Annotated in this window: 19 protein-coding genes and 1 tRNA gene; 9 read left to right on the top strand and 11 right to left on the bottom strand. The window is 66.2% G+C overall.

The window, feature by feature from the left end:
* The 5 genes from AC4PTO_RS08645 to AC4PTO_RS08625 all read left to right on the top strand — a co-directional run bounded on the left by AC4PTO_RS08645 (position 1) and on the right by AC4PTO_RS08625 (position 6354).
* Positions 1 to 1740 carry an ATP-binding protein gene (locus tag AC4PTO_RS08645; RefSeq protein WP_492733402.1) on the top strand — a complete coding sequence of 580 codons (1740 nt, stop codon included), beginning with the start codon at positions 1 to 3 and terminating at the stop codon, positions 1738 to 1740.
* Positions 1737 to 2969: a sigma-54-dependent transcriptional regulator gene (locus AC4PTO_RS08640; protein ID WP_492733400.1), complete on the top strand. Its 1233-nt coding sequence runs from the start codon at positions 1737 to 1739 to the stop codon at positions 2967 to 2969. The genes AC4PTO_RS08645 and AC4PTO_RS08640 overlap by 4 nt, the downstream gene beginning before the upstream one ends.
* A gap of 240 nt (positions 2970 to 3209) precedes the next feature.
* A complete protein-coding gene (locus AC4PTO_RS08635) occupies positions 3210 to 4211 on the top strand; it encodes a DctP family TRAP transporter solute-binding subunit (RefSeq protein ID WP_492733398.1) in 1002 nt (333 codons plus the stop codon).
* A gap of 69 nt (positions 4212 to 4280) precedes the next feature.
* On the top strand, positions 4281 to 4961 hold the full coding sequence (locus AC4PTO_RS08630; protein WP_492733396.1) for a TRAP transporter small permease: 681 nt from the start codon (positions 4281 to 4283) through the stop codon (positions 4959 to 4961).
* 4 nt (positions 4962 to 4965) lie between these two features.
* Complete coding sequence (locus tag AC4PTO_RS08625) at positions 4966 to 6354, top strand: TRAP transporter large permease (protein WP_492733394.1); 1389 nt, start codon at positions 4966 to 4968, stop codon at positions 6352 to 6354.
* Positions 6355 to 6467: 113 nt separating this feature from the next.
* Here the strand turns inward: AC4PTO_RS08625 and tpiA are convergent, their stop codons facing one another.
* The 5 genes from tpiA to AC4PTO_RS08600 form a co-directional block, all read right to left on the bottom strand.
* The gene (gene tpiA / locus AC4PTO_RS08620) at positions 6468 to 7223 is read right to left on the bottom strand and encodes a triose-phosphate isomerase (protein WP_492733392.1); all 756 of its coding nucleotides are present in this window, start codon (positions 7221 to 7223) and stop codon (positions 6468 to 6470) included.
* Positions 7224 to 7313: 90 nt separating this feature from the next.
* Positions 7314 to 7676: a HesB/IscA family protein gene (locus AC4PTO_RS08615; RefSeq protein WP_492733390.1), complete on the bottom strand. Its 363-nt coding sequence runs from the start codon at positions 7674 to 7676 to the stop codon at positions 7314 to 7316.
* A gap of 27 nt (positions 7677 to 7703) precedes the next feature.
* Positions 7704 to 8441 (bottom strand): DUF3307 domain-containing protein, encoded by a 738-nt coding sequence (locus AC4PTO_RS08610; RefSeq protein ID WP_492733388.1) that lies wholly within the window; start codon positions 8439 to 8441, stop codon positions 7704 to 7706.
* Positions 8438 to 9052 carry a MarR family transcriptional regulator gene (locus AC4PTO_RS08605; RefSeq protein WP_492733386.1) on the bottom strand — a complete coding sequence of 205 codons (615 nt, stop codon included), beginning with the start codon at positions 9050 to 9052 and terminating at the stop codon, positions 8438 to 8440. Before AC4PTO_RS08605 ends, AC4PTO_RS08610 begins: the two co-directional genes overlap by 4 nt.
* Before the next feature lie 81 nt (positions 9053 to 9133).
* A complete protein-coding gene (locus AC4PTO_RS08600) occupies positions 9134 to 9499 on the bottom strand; it encodes an SUF system Fe-S cluster assembly protein (protein ID WP_492733384.1) in 366 nt (121 codons plus the stop codon).
* 144 nt (positions 9500 to 9643) lie between these two features.
* Here AC4PTO_RS08600 and tgt point away from each other — a divergent pair, with 144 nt between their 5' ends.
* Positions 9644 to 10774, top strand: a complete 1131-nt coding sequence (tgt, locus tag AC4PTO_RS08595) for a tRNA guanosine(34) transglycosylase Tgt (RefSeq protein WP_492733382.1) — start codon at positions 9644 to 9646, stop codon at positions 10772 to 10774.
* Positions 10775 to 10848: 74 nt separating this feature from the next.
* Here tgt and AC4PTO_RS08590 read toward each other — a convergent pair whose 3' ends face one another.
* Together AC4PTO_RS08590 and AC4PTO_RS08585 are read right to left on the bottom strand one after the other, a co-directional pair.
* Entirely contained in the window at positions 10849 to 11538 is a 690-nt protein-coding gene (locus AC4PTO_RS08590) for a nucleoside/nucleotide kinase family protein (protein WP_492733380.1), read from the bottom strand.
* A 7-nt stretch (positions 11539 to 11545) separates the two neighbouring features.
* Complete coding sequence (locus AC4PTO_RS08585; protein ID WP_492733378.1) at positions 11546 to 12166, bottom strand: thiamine phosphate synthase; 621 nt, start codon at positions 12164 to 12166, stop codon at positions 11546 to 11548.
* A gap of 100 nt (positions 12167 to 12266) precedes the next feature.
* Here AC4PTO_RS08585 and AC4PTO_RS08580 point away from each other — a divergent pair, with 100 nt between their 5' ends.
* The gene (locus AC4PTO_RS08580) at positions 12267 to 12998 is read left to right on the top strand and encodes an RNA methyltransferase (RefSeq protein WP_492733376.1); all 732 of its coding nucleotides are present in this window, start codon (positions 12267 to 12269) and stop codon (positions 12996 to 12998) included.
* Between the two features lie 181 nt (positions 12999 to 13179).
* Here the strand turns inward: AC4PTO_RS08580 and AC4PTO_RS08575 are convergent, their stop codons facing one another.
* Positions 13180 to 13731: a hypothetical protein gene (locus tag AC4PTO_RS08575; protein ID WP_492733374.1), complete on the bottom strand. Its 552-nt coding sequence runs from the start codon at positions 13729 to 13731 to the stop codon at positions 13180 to 13182.
* 353 nt (positions 13732 to 14084) lie between these two features.
* Positions 14085 to 14174, bottom strand: a tRNA-Ser gene (locus AC4PTO_RS08570).
* Positions 14175 to 14355: 181 nt separating this feature from the next.
* Between AC4PTO_RS08570 and AC4PTO_RS08565 the strand changes: the two genes are divergently transcribed.
* Positions 14356 to 15195 (top strand): hypothetical protein, encoded by an 840-nt coding sequence (locus AC4PTO_RS08565; protein ID WP_492733372.1) that lies wholly within the window; start codon positions 14356 to 14358, stop codon positions 15193 to 15195.
* A gap of 6 nt (positions 15196 to 15201) precedes the next feature.
* On the opposite strand, the gene AC4PTO_RS08560 is transcribed toward AC4PTO_RS08565, so the two are convergent.
* Together AC4PTO_RS08560 and AC4PTO_RS08555 are read right to left on the bottom strand one after the other, a co-directional pair.
* Entirely contained in the window at positions 15202 to 15948 is a 747-nt protein-coding gene (locus AC4PTO_RS08560) for an SDR family NAD(P)-dependent oxidoreductase (RefSeq protein ID WP_492733371.1), read from the bottom strand.
* Positions 15949 to 16010: 62 nt separating this feature from the next.
* On the bottom strand, positions 16011 to 16853 hold the full coding sequence (locus tag AC4PTO_RS08555) for a TPM domain-containing protein (RefSeq protein WP_492733369.1): 843 nt from the start codon (positions 16851 to 16853) through the stop codon (positions 16011 to 16013).
* Between the two features lie 106 nt (positions 16854 to 16959).
* Here AC4PTO_RS08555 and AC4PTO_RS08550 point away from each other — a divergent pair, with 106 nt between their 5' ends.
* On the top strand, positions 16960 to 17610 hold the full coding sequence (locus AC4PTO_RS08550) for a LysE family translocator (protein WP_492733367.1): 651 nt from the start codon (positions 16960 to 16962) through the stop codon (positions 17608 to 17610).
* Positions 17611 to 17613 lie beyond the last annotated feature (3 nt).

Below are 17613 nucleotides of genomic sequence, written 5' to 3'. Positions count from 1 at the left end.
ATGTGGCGCCGTGTCCTTCTGCCTGGCCTTTTCGTCCTGCTGACGGCGGCGGTGTCCGGCGCGGTCTGGCGCGTGGCGGTGCAGGAGGGGTTGCGCAATCTGCAAGAGCGCGGGGCGGCCGATCTGCGGCTGGCCTCGGACCGGCTGGTGACGGCGCTTGTGCAGTTCCGCGAGGTGGCGGTGCTGACGGCCGATCACCGGGCGATGCGGGCCCTGGCCGAGCGGGGCGCGGGGACGCGGGCCGAGGTGGACGAGGTGTTGCAGCGCGTGGCCGACCGTTCCGGGGCGCTGGAGCTGTTGCTGGTGGCGCCCGATGGCCGGGTGCTGGCCGGTCCGCCCTCGGCCCCGGCGCGGCTGATCCTGACGCCCGAGTTGCGGCGCGCGCGCCACGGCGCGACCGGCACGTTCCACTATGTCGAGGCCGGTGGGGTGCGGCGCATCTTTTCCTTCGCGGCGCCGGTGTTCGGCGCGGGCGGGCAGGTGGCGGGTGCCTTGCTGTTGCGCCTTGATGCGGGGCGGGTCGAGGCGCCGGGGCGGGGCGATCCGGTGCCGGTCTGGTTTACCGATGCGGCGGGGGTGGCCTTCGTGGCGAACCGCTCGGAGATGGTGTTTCGCCGGACCGATCCGGCGATTCCGCGCGACGTGACGATCTATCCCGATGCGGTGCCGCTGCACGAGCGGCCCTTCGGCATCCGTCGCGTGGCGGGGTGGGATCTGGCGCAGGGCGGGGCCTATCTTCCCGCGACCGGCTTGCCGGTGGCGCGCGATCTTCCGGTGATCGGGATGCGCGGGCATGGGCTGATCGACGCGGGCGCGGTGTTGCGCGCGGCGCGTGCGCAGGCGCTTGCCGTGGCGGTCGGGATGCTGGGCCTTGGTGCGGTGATCTACGCGCTGTGGGAGCGCCGCCGCCTGCTGAGCCTGCGCCTGCGGGCCGAGGCCGAGGCCAATGCCGCCCTTGAGGCGCGGGTGGCCGCGCGCACTGCGGAACTGCTGGAGGCCAATGACCGGCTTCGGCGCGCGCAGGCCGAGCTGGTGCAGGCGGGCAAGCTGTCGGCGCTTGGGCAGATGTCGGCGGGCATCAGCCACGAGCTGAACCAGCCCCTGATGGCGATCCGTTCCTATGCCGAGAATGGCGCGCTTTTCCTTGAGCGCGGGCGGGCGGCCGAGGCGGCGGACAACCTGTCGCGCATTTCCGAGCTGGCGCGCCGCATGGGGCGGATCATCAAGAACCTGCGCGCCTTTGCCCGCCAGGAAAGCGAGCCGGTGCGCGATGTCGACATGGTCGCGGTGATCGCCGCGGCGCTGGATCTGGTCGAGGGGAAGCTTGCGCGCCACGGCGTCACGCTTGACTGGGTGCCGCCGGGCGGGGCGGTGCAGGTGCGCGGGGGCGAGGTGCGCTTGCAGCAGGTGGTGGTGAACCTGCTCTCGAACGCCGCCGACGCCATGGTCGAAAGCCCCGAGCGGCGCCTGACCATCCGGCTGGCCCATTCCGGCAAGGGCCGCGTATTGCTGACCGTTGCCGATACCGGCCCCGGCATCGCCGAGCCCGAACGGCTGTTCGATCCGTTCTATTCGACCAAGGCGGTCGGCAGCGCCGAGGGCATGGGGCTTGGGCTTTCGATCTCTTACGGTCTGGTGCAAAGCTTTGGCGGTGCGATCAGCGGTACGAACCGGCCCGAGGGGGGCGCGGTCTTCACGGTGGATCTTCAGGCCGCCGGGAAAGGGCGGCAGGCGGCATGACGCGCAAGGTTCTTCTGGTCGATGACGACCGCGCGGTGCGCGAGGCGCTTGGGCAGACGCTGGATCTTGCCGGGCTGCTTCCGGTGCTTGCGGGCAGCTATATCGAGGCGAAGGACCATGTCAGCGCGGATTTCCCCGGCGTGATCCTGTCCGACATCCGCATGCCGGGAAAGGACGGGTTCGCGCTTCTGGATCTGGCGCGGAAGGTCGATCCGGAACTGCCGGTGATCCTGCTGACGGGCGAGGGCGACGTGCCCACGGCAGTGCGCGGCATGGCGGGGGGCGCTTTCGATTTTCTGGAAAAGCCCTGTGCGCCGCGCGATCTTCTGGCCGTAGTGGAAAAGGCGCTGCGCACGCGCGCGCTGGTGCTGGAGAACCGTGCGCTGCGGCGCGAACTGAAGCGGGGCGATGCGGCCGCGCGCATGCTGGTGGGGCAATCGCCCGTGTCCGAGGCGCTGCGCGATGCCACCCGCGCGGCCGCGCGTTCGGGGGCGGATGTGCTGATTACCGGCGCGCCGGGGGCGGGCAATTCCAAGGTGGCAGAGGTGATCCACCTGCTGTCGGCCGCCGCGATGCGGGCCTTCGTCAAGCTGCCGGCCGCGACGCTGATGCCCGATGCGCTCGAGGCTGCGTTCGCGCGGGCCGATGGCGGCACGCTTTACATCGACGAGGTGGCCGACCTGCCGCAGCCCGCGCAATTTGCCCTGCTCGAACTGCTTGAGACGAAGCCCGCGACGCGGCTGGTGGCCGGAACCTACCGCGATCTGGGGGCCGAGGTGACACGCGGCACCTTCCATCCCGATCTTTACTGGAAGCTGGACGTGATGCGGGTGCGGGTGCCCTCGCTGGCCGAACGGCCCGAGGACATCCCGCAGCTCTTTCGTCATTATGTGCAGATCGCATGCGAGCAATCCTCCTTGCCGATGCCCGAAATCACGCCGGAATTGACCGCGCGGCTGATGACACAGGCTTGGCCCGGCAACGCACGCGCGCTGATGTCCGAGGCGATGCGCTTTGCGATGGGGGTGGGCGCGCAAGAGGAGGATGCCGGCGACAACCTGGGGCTGGCCGAACGCATGGCCATTGTCGAGCGCCAGCTTCTGAGCGAGGCGCTGACCCGTGCCCGCGGCAACGCGACCGAGGCCGCCGCCGCGCTGAAACTGCCCCGCAAGACCTTTTATGACAAGCTTGCACGCCACGCCCTGCGCCCGGAGGATTTCCGGGGCTGACCGGCCGGGCGCCCTTCGGGATGTGCGACATTTCGCCCGACAGGCGCTAACATCTGTGCGGAATTCCGCACAGGCGGGCAGGCCCCTTGGCCGCCCTGATTTTCGCAACCTATTCATAAAAAAGGCAAATGGCAAAAAATTCGGGCGTGTTCACGAAATTGTTGATACGCACGCGCTCTGGCGCTTCTCTGTAAAGGGGCGCCCATGGCGCACCGCTACTGGCGAATTCGGGAGGATACCATGAACTACTTTACCGCCGCGATGACGGCGATCGTCCTTGTCACCTCTGCCGGCTCGGCGCTTGCCAGCTGTGAGGACGGCGAGATCAAGATCAAGTTCGCCCATGTCACGAATGCCGACAAGCACCCCAAGGGGATTGCCGCGTCGATGTTCGCCGAGCGTGTTAACAACGAGATGAACGGCACCGCCTGCGTCGAAGTCTATCCGAACTCGACCCTTTACGATGATGACCAGGTGCTCGAGGCGATGCTTCAGGGCGATGTGCAGATGGCCGCGCCCTCGCTGTCGAAATTCGAGGCCTTCACCAAGGTCTTCAACATTTTTGATCTGCCCTTCATGTTCAAGAACATGGCCGCTGTCGACGCCTTCCAGAACTCGGAAACCGGGCAGGCAATGAAGGCGTCCATGGAGCGTCGCGGTCTGAAGGGGCTGGAATTCTGGCATTCCGGGATGAAACAGTTCTCGGCCAAGAAGCCGCTCTTGCTGCCCACCGATGCTGCGGGGCTCAAGTTCCGCGTCCAGCCCTCGGACGTGCTGGTGGCGCAGATGGAAGCGCTTGGCGCCAGCCCGCAGCCGATGGCCTTCTCCGAGGTTTACGGCGCGCTGCAAACCGGCGTCGTGGACGGTCAGGAAAACACCTGGTCCAACAGCTACGGCCAGAAATACTACGAGGTTCAGGACTCGATCACCGAGACCAACCACGGCGTGCTCGACTATCTCGTTGTGGTGTCGACCGACTGGTGGGACAGCCTCGATCCGGCTGTGTCCGAGCAACTGGCCACGATCATGAACGAGGTGACGGTCGAGCGGAACGCCGCCGTGACCGAGGTCGAGGCGCAGGCGCGTCAGTCGATCCTGGATGCTGGTGGCAAGATCAACGAACTGACGCCCGAGCAGCGTCAGGCGTGGGTCGATGCGATGAAACCCGTCTGGGAGAAATTCGTCGACGGCGTGGGCCAGGATAATATCGACGAGGCCCAGGCCATCAACGAACAGAACTGATCGCATGAACCAGCAAGGCGCGCCGTGTCCGGCGCGCCTTCGATCCGGCAGATCAGGGGAAATCAACGGATGAGCGCCAAATATGAGCCCAAGTCGGCCCTTGGCCGCGCCGTGCACAGCTTCGAGGAAACCGCGATCGCGGTGATCCTGGGACTGATGACGGTCATTACCTTCGTCAACGTCGTTCTGCGCTATGTCTTCAACAGTTCGATCATCTGGGGCCTCGAGGCCACGCTGATCCTTTTCGCCTGGCTTGTCCTGTTCGGCATGTCCTATGCGGTCAAGGTGACGGCGCATCTGGGTGTGGACGCAGTTATCGCGGGGCTGTCGCGCGGTCCGCGGCGGGGGCTGGCATTGTTGGCGGCGCTGTTGTGCATCCTTTACGCCTTTCTGCTTCTGAAAGGGGCATGGGATTACTGGGCCCCCTTCGGCGGGTTCCAGCAGACCGGCGGGCGCTGGTTCCCCGAGGGTTTCATCAAGACCCGCGACCAGGCCTGGTACGAGACAGAGACCCTGCCGATGCCCGACTGGCTGCGCTTCATCGAGCCCGGCTTCAACGCAGGTGAAAGCTATACCAAGGTTCCGCGCTTCATCCCCTATTTCATCCTGCCCTTCGGCTGCCTGCTTTTGCTGCTGCGGTTGATCGAGGCGACAGTCGGCATCCTGCGCGGCAAGCGCGATGCTCTGATCGTCAGCCACGAGGCCGAGGATGCGATCGAAGATGTCCGTCACCTGAACGCCGAGGATTGATCCCGTGGATATCGTACTTCTTTTCGTGATGGTCATCGGCTTCATGCTGATCGGCGTGCCGATCGCGATTTCGCTTGGCCTAAGCTCGACCCTGTTCCTGCTGTGGTTCTCCAATACCTCGCTGGCCGCGGTTGCACAGTCGCTCTATCAGGCGATGGAGGGGCACGCGACGCTTCTGGCGATCCCGTTCTTCATCCTCGCCTCGTCCTTCATGTCCACTGGCGGCGTGGCCAAGCGGATCATCCGCTTCGCGATCGCCTGCGTGGGCCATCTGCCCGGCGGGCTTGCCATCGCGGGCGTCTTTGCCTGCATGCTGTTCGCGGCGCTTTCGGGTTCGAGCCCTGCGACGGTGGTCGCCATCGGCTCCATCGTCATCGCCGCGATGCGCCAGGTGGGCTATTCGCGCGATTTCGCGGCCGGTGTGATCTGTAACGCAGGCACGCTCGGGATCCTGATCCCACCCTCAATCGTGATGGTCGTCTACGCCTCGGCCACCGATGTCTCGGTGGGGCGGATGTTCCTTGCGGGCGTCATTCCCGGGCTGATGGCCGGGGGCATGCTGATGGCCACGATCCTTGTGATCGCGATCTGGAAAAAGCTGCCCAAGGGTGAATGGCAGGGCTGGGGTGAGGTCTGGGACAGCTTCCGCGACGCGTTCTGGGGGCTGATGCTGATCGCCGTCATCATGGTTGGTCTTTACGGCATCCCGGGCATTACCGCCGGCATCTTCACCCCGACCGAGGCCGCCGCCGTTGCCGCCGTCTACGCCTTCTTCGTCGCGAATTTCATCTATCGCGACATGGGGCCGCTGGACGAGGCCGAGGTCAAGACCCCGCTCTGGCGCAAGCCGGTGGCCATAGTGACGGCGTTCTTCCACCCCGACACCCGCGCTACCCTGTTCGAGGCAGGCAAGCTGACGATCACGCTGATGTTCATCATCGCCAACGCGCTGATCCTCAAGCACGTCCTGACCGACGAGCAGATCCCGCAAAAGATCACCGAGGCGCTTCTGGGCGCAGGCCTGGGCAAGATCATGTTCCTGGTGATCGTGAACGTGATCCTGCTGATCGGCGGACAGTTCATGGAACCCTCGGGGCTGATCCTGATCGTCGCGCCGCTGGTCTTCCCTATCGCGATCGAACTGGGCGTAGACCCGATCCATCTGGGCATCATCATGGTCGTGAACATGGAGATCGGGATGATCACGCCGCCGGTGGGGCTGAACCTGTTCGTCACCTCCGGCGTGGCCGGGATGCCGATCATGCGCGTGGTGCGCGCGGCCGCGCCCTTCCTGGCGGTGCTGTTCGTGTTCCTGATCCTCGTGACCTATGTGCCGTTCCTCAGCACATGGCTGCCCACATCGGTCATGGGGCCCGAAACGATCGTGAAATGAGAAAAGGCCGCCCCAAGGGGCGGCCTTTTACTTTGATGCCTCCGGCGGGGATATTTGAGCAAAGGTGAAAGCCCCTTCATCTTCGTCCAAATATCCCCGCCGGAGGCGGAAAGTCAGCCCTGCGCCGCCCGTTCCAGCGCGGCGATGATGGCGCCGAAATCCTCGGCCTTCAGGCTTGCGCCGCCCACCAGCGCACCATCGACATTCGAGGTGGCGAAGATCTCGGCGGCATTCACCGGCTTGACCGAACCGCCATAGAGGATGCGGATCATCGTGCCTTCCGCGCCGAAGCGGCCCAGAAGTTCCGAGCGGATGAAGTCATGCACCTCGGCGATCTGTGCAAGGCTGGGGGTGCGACCGGTGCCGATGGCCCAGACGGGTTCATAGGCGATCACGGTGTTGTTGCCGGTCGCGCCGTCTGGGGTCGAGCCGAAAAGCTGCCCGCCGATCACCTCGAGCGTCTCGCCCGTATCGCGTTGCGCTTCCGTCTCACCCACGCAGATGAGCGCCGTCAGCCCCGCGGCGCGGGCCGCTTCGGCCTTGGCATGCACCTCGGCATCGGTTTCGCCGTGATCGGCCCGGCGTTCGGAATGGCCAAGGATCACATGGCTTGCCCCGGCATCGGCCAGCATCTGCGCTGCGATGTCGCCGGTATGCGCGCCCGAAAAGCTTGCGTGGCAATCCTGCCCGCCGAGGCGCAGGGGGGCGGCGCCGATCGCCTCGTCCATCCAGGCGATCAGCGTGGCGGGGGGGCAGAGCAGAACGTCGCAGGCCGGGTCGGGATGGGCGGCGATCAGCTTTCGTACCTCGGCCAGGCTGGCGCGGGTGCCGTGCATCTTCCAGTTTCCGGCGGCCAGTTTGCGGCGCATCTTTTCCCTCCTTCGGACATATCAGAGGGAAGACTAGGGCAGCGGGCGCGCGGGCGCAAAGGCCAAATCAACGCAGGCCTTTGCTGCGGTTCAGCCGTTTTCGGCAGGCGCGCCGAATTTCACCGACTCGCCGCAGCCGCAGGCCTCGGTGACATTGGGATTGCGGAACCTGAAGCCGGATTCCAGCAGGCCGGTTTCATAGTCGATCTCGGTTCCCAGAAGGAACATCTGCGCCATCGGGGCGATCAGCACCCGGGCCGCGCCTTCCTCGACCACGATATCCATCGGCCCCGCTTCCGAGGCGATCTCCATCGTGTATTCCATGCCCGCGCAGCCGCCCTTCTTCACGCCGATGCGGAAGCCTGCCGCGTTCTCGCGCTGCATCAGCCGGGCGATCTGTGCGACCGCGCGGGGGGTAAGGGTGACAGGGGGGGTGCCGGGTATGGCGAACATCATCTCTCTCCGATCCAGAGCCTCAATCTAGGGCCGCGCGGGAAGAATTCCAAGGTCGGGCAGTGCCGCGAGCAGTGCAAGCGTCGCATAAGAGGCCGCAAGCGCCCAGCCGAACGAGGCCAGCGTGCCGATGATGACATATTCCCCCGCGCGCTGATCCTTCGAGGTCGCCTCGAAGCGCAGCACCGATTTGGCTGCGATCAGAAAGCCGATGCCGCCGGGCTGGCCTGCCAGCACGAGAATGAAGATCAGCCCGCGTTCAAGCATGCCGATCAGCGTGCCGCCCTGCGGCAGGCCGGTGGGCAGCTCGACATCCGCCCAGGGGCGCATCAGAAGCCCCACGGCAAAGCCGCCCGCGCGGGTGGCCAGCACAAGGCCCGCCAGCAGCACCATCACGCCCGGCAGCCAGTTGATCCCCGCCCAGTATCCCGCCGCCCAGAGGCCGGGCCAGAGGGCCGCCACCAGAACCAGCACCGCCAGGTGCGCGCCCTGATCGGCTATGAAGGGCCAGAGCCGGTCTTGCGGGGCGAGGCTTTTGGCAAGGTCGATCGCCAGATGGCTGAGCACGACGATGGCAAGGGGCAGGGCGGCCGCGGCGGGGTCCGTGGGGGTGATCGCCGCGGTGCTGAGCACGGCCAGGATCGCCAGATGCGCGGCAAGAAAGCCGGGCGCGCGGTCGGCCTTGGCAAGCGCCATCCGGCGGGTCTGAAACAGGAAATCGGTAGCGACATGGGCGCAAAGAAGGGCGCAGAAGGTTTCGATCATGGCGCGCCTCCGGGGCGTTCAAGCATGTCCAGCGCCTCTGAGATGGCATCGTATCCGCCGGCCTGCAATGCCTGTGCAAGGCTTTGCCGGGCGATGCCAAGCTCTTGCGCCGCGGCCGATTGTGTGGGCGGCTCGGGGCGCAGCATGACCGAGAGGGCGCGTGCCTGTGCCGGGGTCCAGCCTTCCGAGACGTGATCGAAAAGCCGCAGCGCCGCGCCAAGCGCGCCGCCCCCCGCATGGGCGATGCGCGGCCCCTCCAGCCGGTCGAGCAACTGGCCCGAGGCGGTGAAAGTCGGGCCATGGGCGCTGTTCAGATCGCCCGAGGCGGGGATCTCGCCCGCGCCCTCGGCCAGGGCGATGCGGGTGGACAGGCCGGCGCCTTCGCGGCGCAGATGCGCGCGCACCATCAGCGCCATGCGGCATTGGAAGCGCGTCTCACTGAGCGCGATCTGCCAGCCATCGCCGCGCGCACGCGCCAGTTCAGCGGGGCCAATGATGCCGGAGAGCGCATCGAAAGCGGTGCTCACGGCCTGAAGGGCGGCATCGAGCGCCCGTGCCGAAAGTTTCGAGGATTCGACGAGATCGCCGGTGAGAACGCAGATCCGAGACATATGCAGGTTATAATACCTGCATTAGGTTATATGCAAGTGATTTTGCCTGCATGTGGCAGATTGCAGCCGAAAATGCCTGCGTTACATGAAGCCCAGTTCCAGCCGCGCCTCGTCCGACATCATGTCCATGCCCCATTGCGGCTCGAACGTCATGTCGACATTGACCTGCTTGACGCCGTCGAGCGGTTCGACCGCATCGGCAACCCAGCCGGGCATTTCTCCGGCCACCGGGCAGCCGGGCGCGGTGAGGGTCATCACGATGTTGACCTCGTTCTCGTCGCTGATCTCGATCGTGTAGATCAGCCCGAGGTCGTAGATATTGACCGGGATTTCCGGGTCGAACACCGAGCGGCAGGCCTCGACCACGCTGTCGTAAAGCGGGTGGTCGGTGGTCGACGGGCGGATCAGGGGCGTGCCTTCAAGCGGCGCGGAAGTGTCGGGGGTCATGTCGGGTCTCGCGCAATTGTCGAGTGAAGATATAAGGAATTTATCGCCCGCGTCCAGAGCAAGGCGCATTTGCCGCAGCGCGGGTTTCGCTTGGCATGGGCGGCGAAATCACTATTTAGGCGCTCTGATGCGAAGGAGGCCGGAATGGGCGAACGGTTCGGGTTCGAGGTGAGGGCGCGCGACGGGCGCGCGCGCACGGGCGTGATTTCCACCCCGCGCGGCGAGGTGCGCACGCCCGCCTTCATGCCGGTGGGCACCGCCGCCACCGTTAAGGCGATGCTGCCCGAGTCGGTGCGTGCGACCGGCGCGGACATCCTGCTGGGCAATACCTATCACCTGATGCTGCGTCCTACGGCCGAGCGGATCGCCCGGCTGGGGGGGCTGCACGGCTTCATGAACTGGGACCGCCCGATCCTGACCGATTCCGGCGGATTCCAGGTGATGAGCCTCGCCGCCTTGCGCAAGCTGACCGAAGAGGGGGTGCGCTTTTCCAGCCATATCGACGGCTCCAGGCACATGCTGTCGCCCGAACGCTCGATGGAGATCCAGAAGCTTCTGGGCTCGGACATCGTGATGTGCTTCGACGAGTGTCCCGCGCTTCCGGCGACCGAGGCCGAGGTGGCGGCCTCGATGCAGCTGTCGATGCGGTGGGCCGCGCGCAGCCGCGAGGCCTTTGGCGACCGTCCGGGGCATGCGCTTTTCGGCATCATGCAGGGCGGAGTGACCCGCGATCTGCGCGAGGAAAGCGCCGAGGCGCTGAAGGCCATCGGCTTCGATGGCTATGCCGTGGGCGGGCTGGCCGTGGGCGAGGGGCAGGAGGCGATGTTCGGCGTGCTCGACTATGCGCCGGGCTTCCTGCCCGAGGACAAGCCGCGCTACCTGATGGGCGTGGGCAAGCCCGACGACATCGTGGGCGCGGTGGAGCGCGGCATCGACATGATGGATTGCGTGCTGCCCTCGCGGTCGGGGCGCACGGGGCAGGCCTTCACCCGCCATGGCGTGGTGAATATCAAGAACGCGCGCCATATGGATGATCCGCGCCCGCTGGACGAGGCCTGCACCTGCCCGGCCTGCCGGAACTATTCGCGCGCCTATCTGCATCACGTCTATCGCAGCCAGGAGATCATCGCCTCGATGCTGATGACATGGCACAACCTGCATTACTATCAGGAGTTGATGCAGGGCCTGCGCGATGCGATCGCGGAGGGGCGTCTTGCGGGCTTCGTGGCCGCCTTCCATGCTGCGCGGGCCGAGGGCGATATTGCGCCGCTATAGGCCCGGCGCGCGCAGGTGGCGGGGGGCGGGAGCCTCCGGCGGGGATATTTGGACGAAGCTGAAAGGGCGCGCGCTCAGCCCGGATCGTGGACCAGCAGGTCGGCCGCGCGGCTTTCCTGCGCGACGATCCGGCCGTTGGGAAGGTCGTTCGTGTCGATCCGGCGTGCGATTTCGTCACCGGCAAGGTTCTGAGCGTGCCAGCGGCGGTGCAGGCGTGTGCGGCGCAGGGGTTCGGGGGTGTCGAGGCGGATGCTGAGGTCGAAGAAGCGGGCCAGGTCGCGCCAGGGCGCGCGGGTCAGCAGCAGGTAGTTGCCCTCGATCAGGATATAGCGGGCTTTGGTCGGCACGATCGCGGCGCCGGCGCGGGACAGTTCAAGCGTGCGGTCGAAGACGGGGATGGCGATCTCTTCTGGCGCCTCGGCGCTCAGGCGCCCGAGGAGATGGGCGAGGCCTGCCACGTCGAATGTCTCGGGTGCGCCCTTGCGGTGCTGGAGGCCGCGGGCCTGAAGGATCGCGTCGTCGTAATGGAAGGCGTCCATCTGCACGATGGCGGTGCCGCCGGGATAGCGCGCCTGGAGGGCGGAGGCGAGTTCGCGGGCAAGGTGGGATTTGCCCGCGCCCGGCGCGCCCGTGATGGCGATCAGGGCGCGCGGTCCCGGCAGGCCCTGGATATGGGCGGCGAGATCGGCGCGCTCGACGCGCAGCTCTCCGGGCATGGGGGCGCCGACATCGCCCATCGGCCCGTCCTCCATCCAGCCCGCCATGGCCGGGCTAGCCCATCGCGGCGCAGAGCGCGCCAAGCGCGGCCACCGGGTCTTCGGTGCTCCAGATCTCTTCGCCGATGGCGAAGAAATCCGTGACGGGGGCGAGGTCGCGCACAAGCGCGGGGCTCAGCGCGCCTTCGGCGACGACCGGCACCTCGATCATATCGGACCACCAGGTGAAGAGGTCGCGTTCGGCCCGCGTGCCGGTGCCAAGCGCGCTGTCGCCAAGCGGGCCGAAGCAGACGTAATCGGCCCCGGCCTCGCCCGCGTTCATGCCTTCGTGCCGGGAGGCGGCGCAATAGGCCCCCACGATGGCATCCGCGCCCAGATCCTTGCGCGCGGCGCGCACCGAACGCGCGCCGTCGGACAGGTGCACCCCGTCAAGCCCGTGGCGTTCCACCAGTTTGAGGTGGTTCTCGATCACGATGGCGATGTCACGCTCATGCGCGACCATGCGGCAGGCATCGGCGGCGCGGCCGATCGTGTCCTCGTCGCGGCTGGCAAGTGCCAGGCGGAGGCAGCTGACCGGCGTGCTGTCGAGAACCCGGGCAAGCAGGCCGGGAAAAAGATCGAGATCCGGCGCAGGGGGCGTGATCAGATACAGCTGGGGGCGATCTTCGGCGGCCATCCGGGGTTCCTTTCAGGTTTTGGTCTTCCTAGCGCAAGGCGCGCGCCCTTGCCAGTGGGGCCGCGCGGCCTTATGCGCGGGGCAACAAAAAGGAACTGCCATGACCGACCCGAGGCCCGTCTTCATCCTTGTGCGCCCGCAGATGGGCGAGAATATCGGCGCGGCGGCGCGTGCGATGCTGAATTTCGGGCTGGACCGGATGCGCCTTGTGGCGCCGCGCGACGGCTGGCCCAATCCGCGCGCGGTGGCGATGGCCTCGGGGGCGGCGGGGCAGGTGCTTGACCGGGCAGGGGTGTTTGGCGATCTGCCCGGCGCGATCGGGGATTGCGATTTCGTCTTTGCCACCACCGCGCGCGGGCGCGAGCTGACCAAGCCCATCCACACGCCCGAAAGCGCGATGGCCCATGCGCGGGCGCTGATCGGGCAGGGGGCGCGGGTCGGCGTGCTGTTCGGGCCCGAACGCGCGGGCCTTGAGAACGAGGATGTCAGCCGCGCCAACGCGATCATCACGGTGCCGGTGAACCCGGGCTTCCCCTCGCTCAACCTGGCGCAGGCGGTGCTGCTGACGGGCTATGAATGGATGCGCGGGCAAAGCGATGTGCCGCCCGTCGATCCGGGCCTGGCGGGCGCCGACATGGCGAGCCGGATCGAGATCGAGAAGCTGGGCGATCACTTCGAGGAACGCCTTGACGCGGCAGGGTTTTTCTTTCCGCCCGGCAAGGCGCCGAACATGAAGCTGAACCTGCGCAACATGTGGTCGCGCATGCCCTTCACCCGCGCCGATGTCCAGACCCTGCATGGCATCCTGCGCAAGCTGTCGCGGCAGGGCTAGGGCGTTCTGTGCGGTTGGGCGGTGCGAGGTCGATACGCACATGACCCGCGCATTGCCGACATATGCGCACGCGCCGCAGCCGGGCTGGTCTCTGCCCCGGGAGGGTGAACGGAACGGCCGTAGATGCATTGGTTTTTCATTCAGGCGGCACGCCAACTGTCTTGCTACACGCTGGCGACGTTCAAACCGCTTCGCTTGCATCAGAAATGCGAGCGGTGATTTCCCCTACCCAAAACCTGGTCTCATCGTCGTCATAAAAACATTCCATGCGTAGTCGCCGCCCGTCTGGAAACTTTAGCATGACATGGGGCTCATCATACGCAGGGTAATCCGCTTCCAGCGCGACATGAGCGATCTTCATGTCCTGCAAAGGGTAGGTGTGGTTCACGCGACGCAAGGGCGCCCAAAGGGTGAGCTTCGCGGTCTTGCTGTCAGGATCAAGACGGATGGTCTTGTTGGGATGCCAGAACGTGAAATACAGGCCCGCGCAAAACAGGAGTAGCGGCAGGAGCCTGAAAAACAACGTTATCAATAGCATCGGACCGGAAAGCGCGTGCCAGTCAGAAAATGGCGCCTCCCGAATGTAAACAGGCAGCAGCGCGAGGAAGGGAATCGTAAAGACCAAGGCAAGCAATCGAATGACAGGCGTCATCCGACTTGCGAACACCAGCGCGCGTCCATCAAATGTTATTCTGTCATCGTCGCGCCGACCCTCGATGCGCGTGGTTGTCACGGATTAAGACCTCCAGTTTTTAGACGCCTTGACGTCTCAGCATCTGCATGGACTGCCCCATCAGGCGGTCCGACTTGATTGTTCGGGCATGGTCGGCCTCTGGTCCATTCGGCTTGGTATCAGCCCCCGTCCTCGTATGGTGCTGAAAGGCCAATGTCATGCAAGCGACGGCGGCCGGGATAGTCTTTCGCATGGTCGGCTCCTTCGGACGCCTCAGCACGGCTGATGGGGCCGCCTGACAAGCAAGAAGATCTCTGCCGTTTCAAGGGAAAACGTCTTGGCAAAAAGGTCGGTCAGTCGGAAATCTGACTTTGAAAAATGCCCGATAAAAACAGTTAATTATGCATGATTTGTGGCGGAGAGACAGGGATTCGAACCCTGGGTGGGCTCACACCCACAACGGTTTTCGAGACCGCCCCGTTCGACCGCTCCGGCACCTCTCCGCATCGGTGGTCTTAGGTGAGGCGGATTTATAGCGCCGTTGCGGGGCTTGCAACCGCTTTTTTGACAAAAGACCGGATCGGCTGCGCGGGAAGGCTGGGGCTGGCAGGGTGCAAAGGCTTGGCAAGTGCCGCGGCGCGGGCTAGGTGTTATTGGTTGTGTTGGTTTCGCAGGGGTTTTCGGATGGTTCTGGCCTTTGCGGCATGGTGGCGAAGGATCCCTCGCAGCCTTGCTGTCCTGATCGTTTTGCTTGCAGGCCCCGCGCAGGCCGACCCTGCGCATATCCTCGGGCTTCTGCAGACGGACCAGCTTTTCGAGATCCTGCAACAGGAAGGCGAAGCCTACGGGGAGGAACTCGCGGCAGAGCTGTTCGAGGCGCCGCCCGATACGATGTGGCGGGCCGAGATTTCGATGATCAACGCCCCGGACCGGCTGCGCGCGCTGTTCGATGAGCGGTTCTCGGCGGCGCTCGGGGCGCAATCGCAAGACGGAATCGCGGAATTCTACAGTGCGGAACTCGGGCACAGGATCGTCACGCTGGAGCTGGAGGCGCGGCGCGCGATGCTGGACGATGCGGTCGAGGAGGTCGCCCTTGCCGCGTTCGACGCGGCGCTTGGCCAGGACGATCCGCGCGCGATGGCCATTCTGGAGCTGATGCAGGCCGCCGACCTGATCGAGCCGAACGTGACGGGCGGGCTGAATGCCAACCTTGCCTTCTACCGTGCACTGGTCGAGGGCGGTGCCTTCCCCTACGAGATCACCGAACAGGACATGCTGGCCGATGTCTGGGCGCAGGAAGAGCAGGTGCGCGAAGAGATGCTGTCCTGGCTTGGCAGCTATCTTTTCCTTGCCTACGCGCCGCTGAGCGATGCGGAACTGGCCGCCTATCACGATTTTGCGGCCTCGCCGGTGGGGCGCGACCTGACAGGGGCGCTGTTTGCCGGGTTCGATCCCGTGTTCGAACGTGTCTCGCGGGATCTGGGGATGGCTGCGGCGCGGCGGATGCGCGCGCAGCAGCTTTAGGCGCGCTCAGCGCATCCGCAGCGCCCCGTCAAGGCGGATGACTTCTCCGTTCAGGTAGCCGTTGCCGATGATGAAGGCGGCAAGCGCGGCATATTCGGCCGGATTGCCAAGGCGGCGCGGGAAGGTGACCTCGGCGGCAAGGCTGTCCTGCACCTCTTGCGGCAGGCCCTTCATCATCGGGGTGGCAAAGATGCCCGGTGCGATCGCGCAGACGCGGATGCCTTGCCCCGCCAGATCGCGTGCCAGGGGCAGCGTCATCCCCGCGATGCCCGCTTTCGAGGCCGCATAGGCCGCCTGGCCCTTTTGCCCGTCGAAGGCCGCGACCGAGGCGGTGTTGACGATCACGCCGCGCTCGGGGCCTTCATTTCCGGCCATCTCGGCCGCCGCAAGGCGCAGCACGTTGAACGAGCCGACAAGGTTGATGTTGATCGTGCGGCTGAAGGTATCGAGGCGGTGCGGCCCCTCGCGGCCGACCACACGTTCCCCGGTGGCGATGCCCGCACAGTTGACCAGCGCGTCGATGCCCCCCATGGCGGTGCGGGCGGCGGCGATGCCTGCGGCCACGCTGGCCTCATCCGTGACGTTGACAGGGGCGAAATGGCCACCGATCTCTTCGGCAAGGGCCTGACCACGGGCGGCATCGAGGTCGAAGACGGTCACCTTTCCGCCAAGCGATGCAAGATGGCGCGCGGTGGCCGCGCCAAGCCCCGAGGCGCCGCCTGTCACGATTGCCCGCAGTGATGTCAGATCCATGTCACCCTCCCTGAAATGAACATATGTTCATTTATGCGGTCTGGGAGGATCCTGTCCAGCCCTTACCAGCGCCCGCTTGCGCCCCCGCCCGAGGACCGCCCGCCGCCGAACGAGCCGCCGCCGCGCCCCGGACGGCGCCGGGGGATGGTATGGCTGCGCTCTTGCCGCCAATTGCAGGTGGGGCAGGAATCGCGTGTGATGCCCTGTCCGGCCATATCGCGGCTGGCCGCGCGGGTGGTGATGCGTTCGTGCCGCAGGCCCCTGTGGTGGCAGTTCGGACAGCGGCGAAACCGCGCAAGCAGCCCTGCCGCCCGGCGGCGCAGCGCAAGGACGACCATGCCGGCGCCGACAAGCAGCGCGATCAGCTTGCCCCCGGATTCGCCCGTCTTGCGGGCGGGGGCTTCGGGGGCCAATCCTGCCGCGTGGCGCCGGGCGATCTGCGCGATGACCTCTTGCGTGCCCTCCTCGATCCCGGCTTCCATGCGCCCCTCGCGGAAGGCGGGCAGCATCACGCGGTTGACGATGTCCTGCGCGGGAATGTCGTATTCGGGGTTGTAGCCTGCACCCAGCTCGATCCGCATCTCGCGGTTTTCGGGCAGCACGAGGATCAGGATGCCGTCGTTGCGCGTGGCATCCCCGATCCCCCAGCCGTTAAAAAGCCGCGTGGCGAAGGCCTCGAGCGAGGGTGCGGCATCATAGGCGTTCCGGTCGGGCAGGGTCAGCATCGTGGCCTCGATCCCCGTCTCCCTACGCAGCGTATCAAGCGTATCGCCCAGCCGGGCCTCGGCCTCGGGCGAGAGCAGATCCGCAAAGTCGTTGACGGCAAGATCGGCCGGCGCGGGATAGGGCTCTGCCTGCGCGATCACGGGCCAGAGCATCATGAGAACCGCCGCCAGAAAACGCATCGCCAAACTCCGTCACGGGTTACGAGCCCATTTGGCCATGGCGAGCGGCGCTTGGCAATCAAAGGCTTGGGGCAAGGCATTGCATTTTCCGCAAAGGCCCTGACAAATGGCTTGGGTCAAGGTGATGGACGGGCGTGAAATGCTGTTTTTGAAAGGATTTCTGCTGGGGCTTGCGGTGGCCGTGCCTTTGGGGCCGATCGGCGCGCTGTGCATTCAGCGCACGCTGGCGCGGGGGTTCTTCGCGGGCGTTGCCGGCGGGCTTGGCACGGCGCTTGCCGATGCCGCCTATGCAAGCGCGGCGGCGGCGGGCTTTGCGGCCTTCGCCGGCGTGCTGGAGCGGATCGACACGCCGCTGGGGCTGATCGGCGGGGCGTTCCTGCTCTGGCTGGGCTGGACGGCCTGGCCGCGCGCGGGGCAGGTGGCAGGGGCGGCGCCGCAGGCAGAGGCGGTGCGGGGGCTGTGGTCCACCACCGCGCTGACCTTCGCGCTGACCATCGCCAACCCGACCACGATCCTCAGCTTTGCCGCGATGTTCGCGGGGCTGGGGCTGGCGCGGGATGCCTCGGCGGGGGCGGCGGGCGCGGTCGTCCTGGGGGTGTTCCTTGGCTCCATGTTGTGGTGGGTTGTGCTGTCGGGAACGGTAGCGGCGCTGCATCGCCGCCTGCCCGCGGGATTTGCGCTTTGGACCGGGCGGGTCTCGGCGCTGATGATGGGTGGTTTCGGGATCTTCGCGGTCGCGCGGGTGGCTTTCGACTGATCG

The organism is Rhodobacter maritimus, assembly GCF_058747975.1.
Note: the sequence above shows the minus strand (reverse complement) of the source record. Positions and strands in the feature narration are given on the sequence as shown.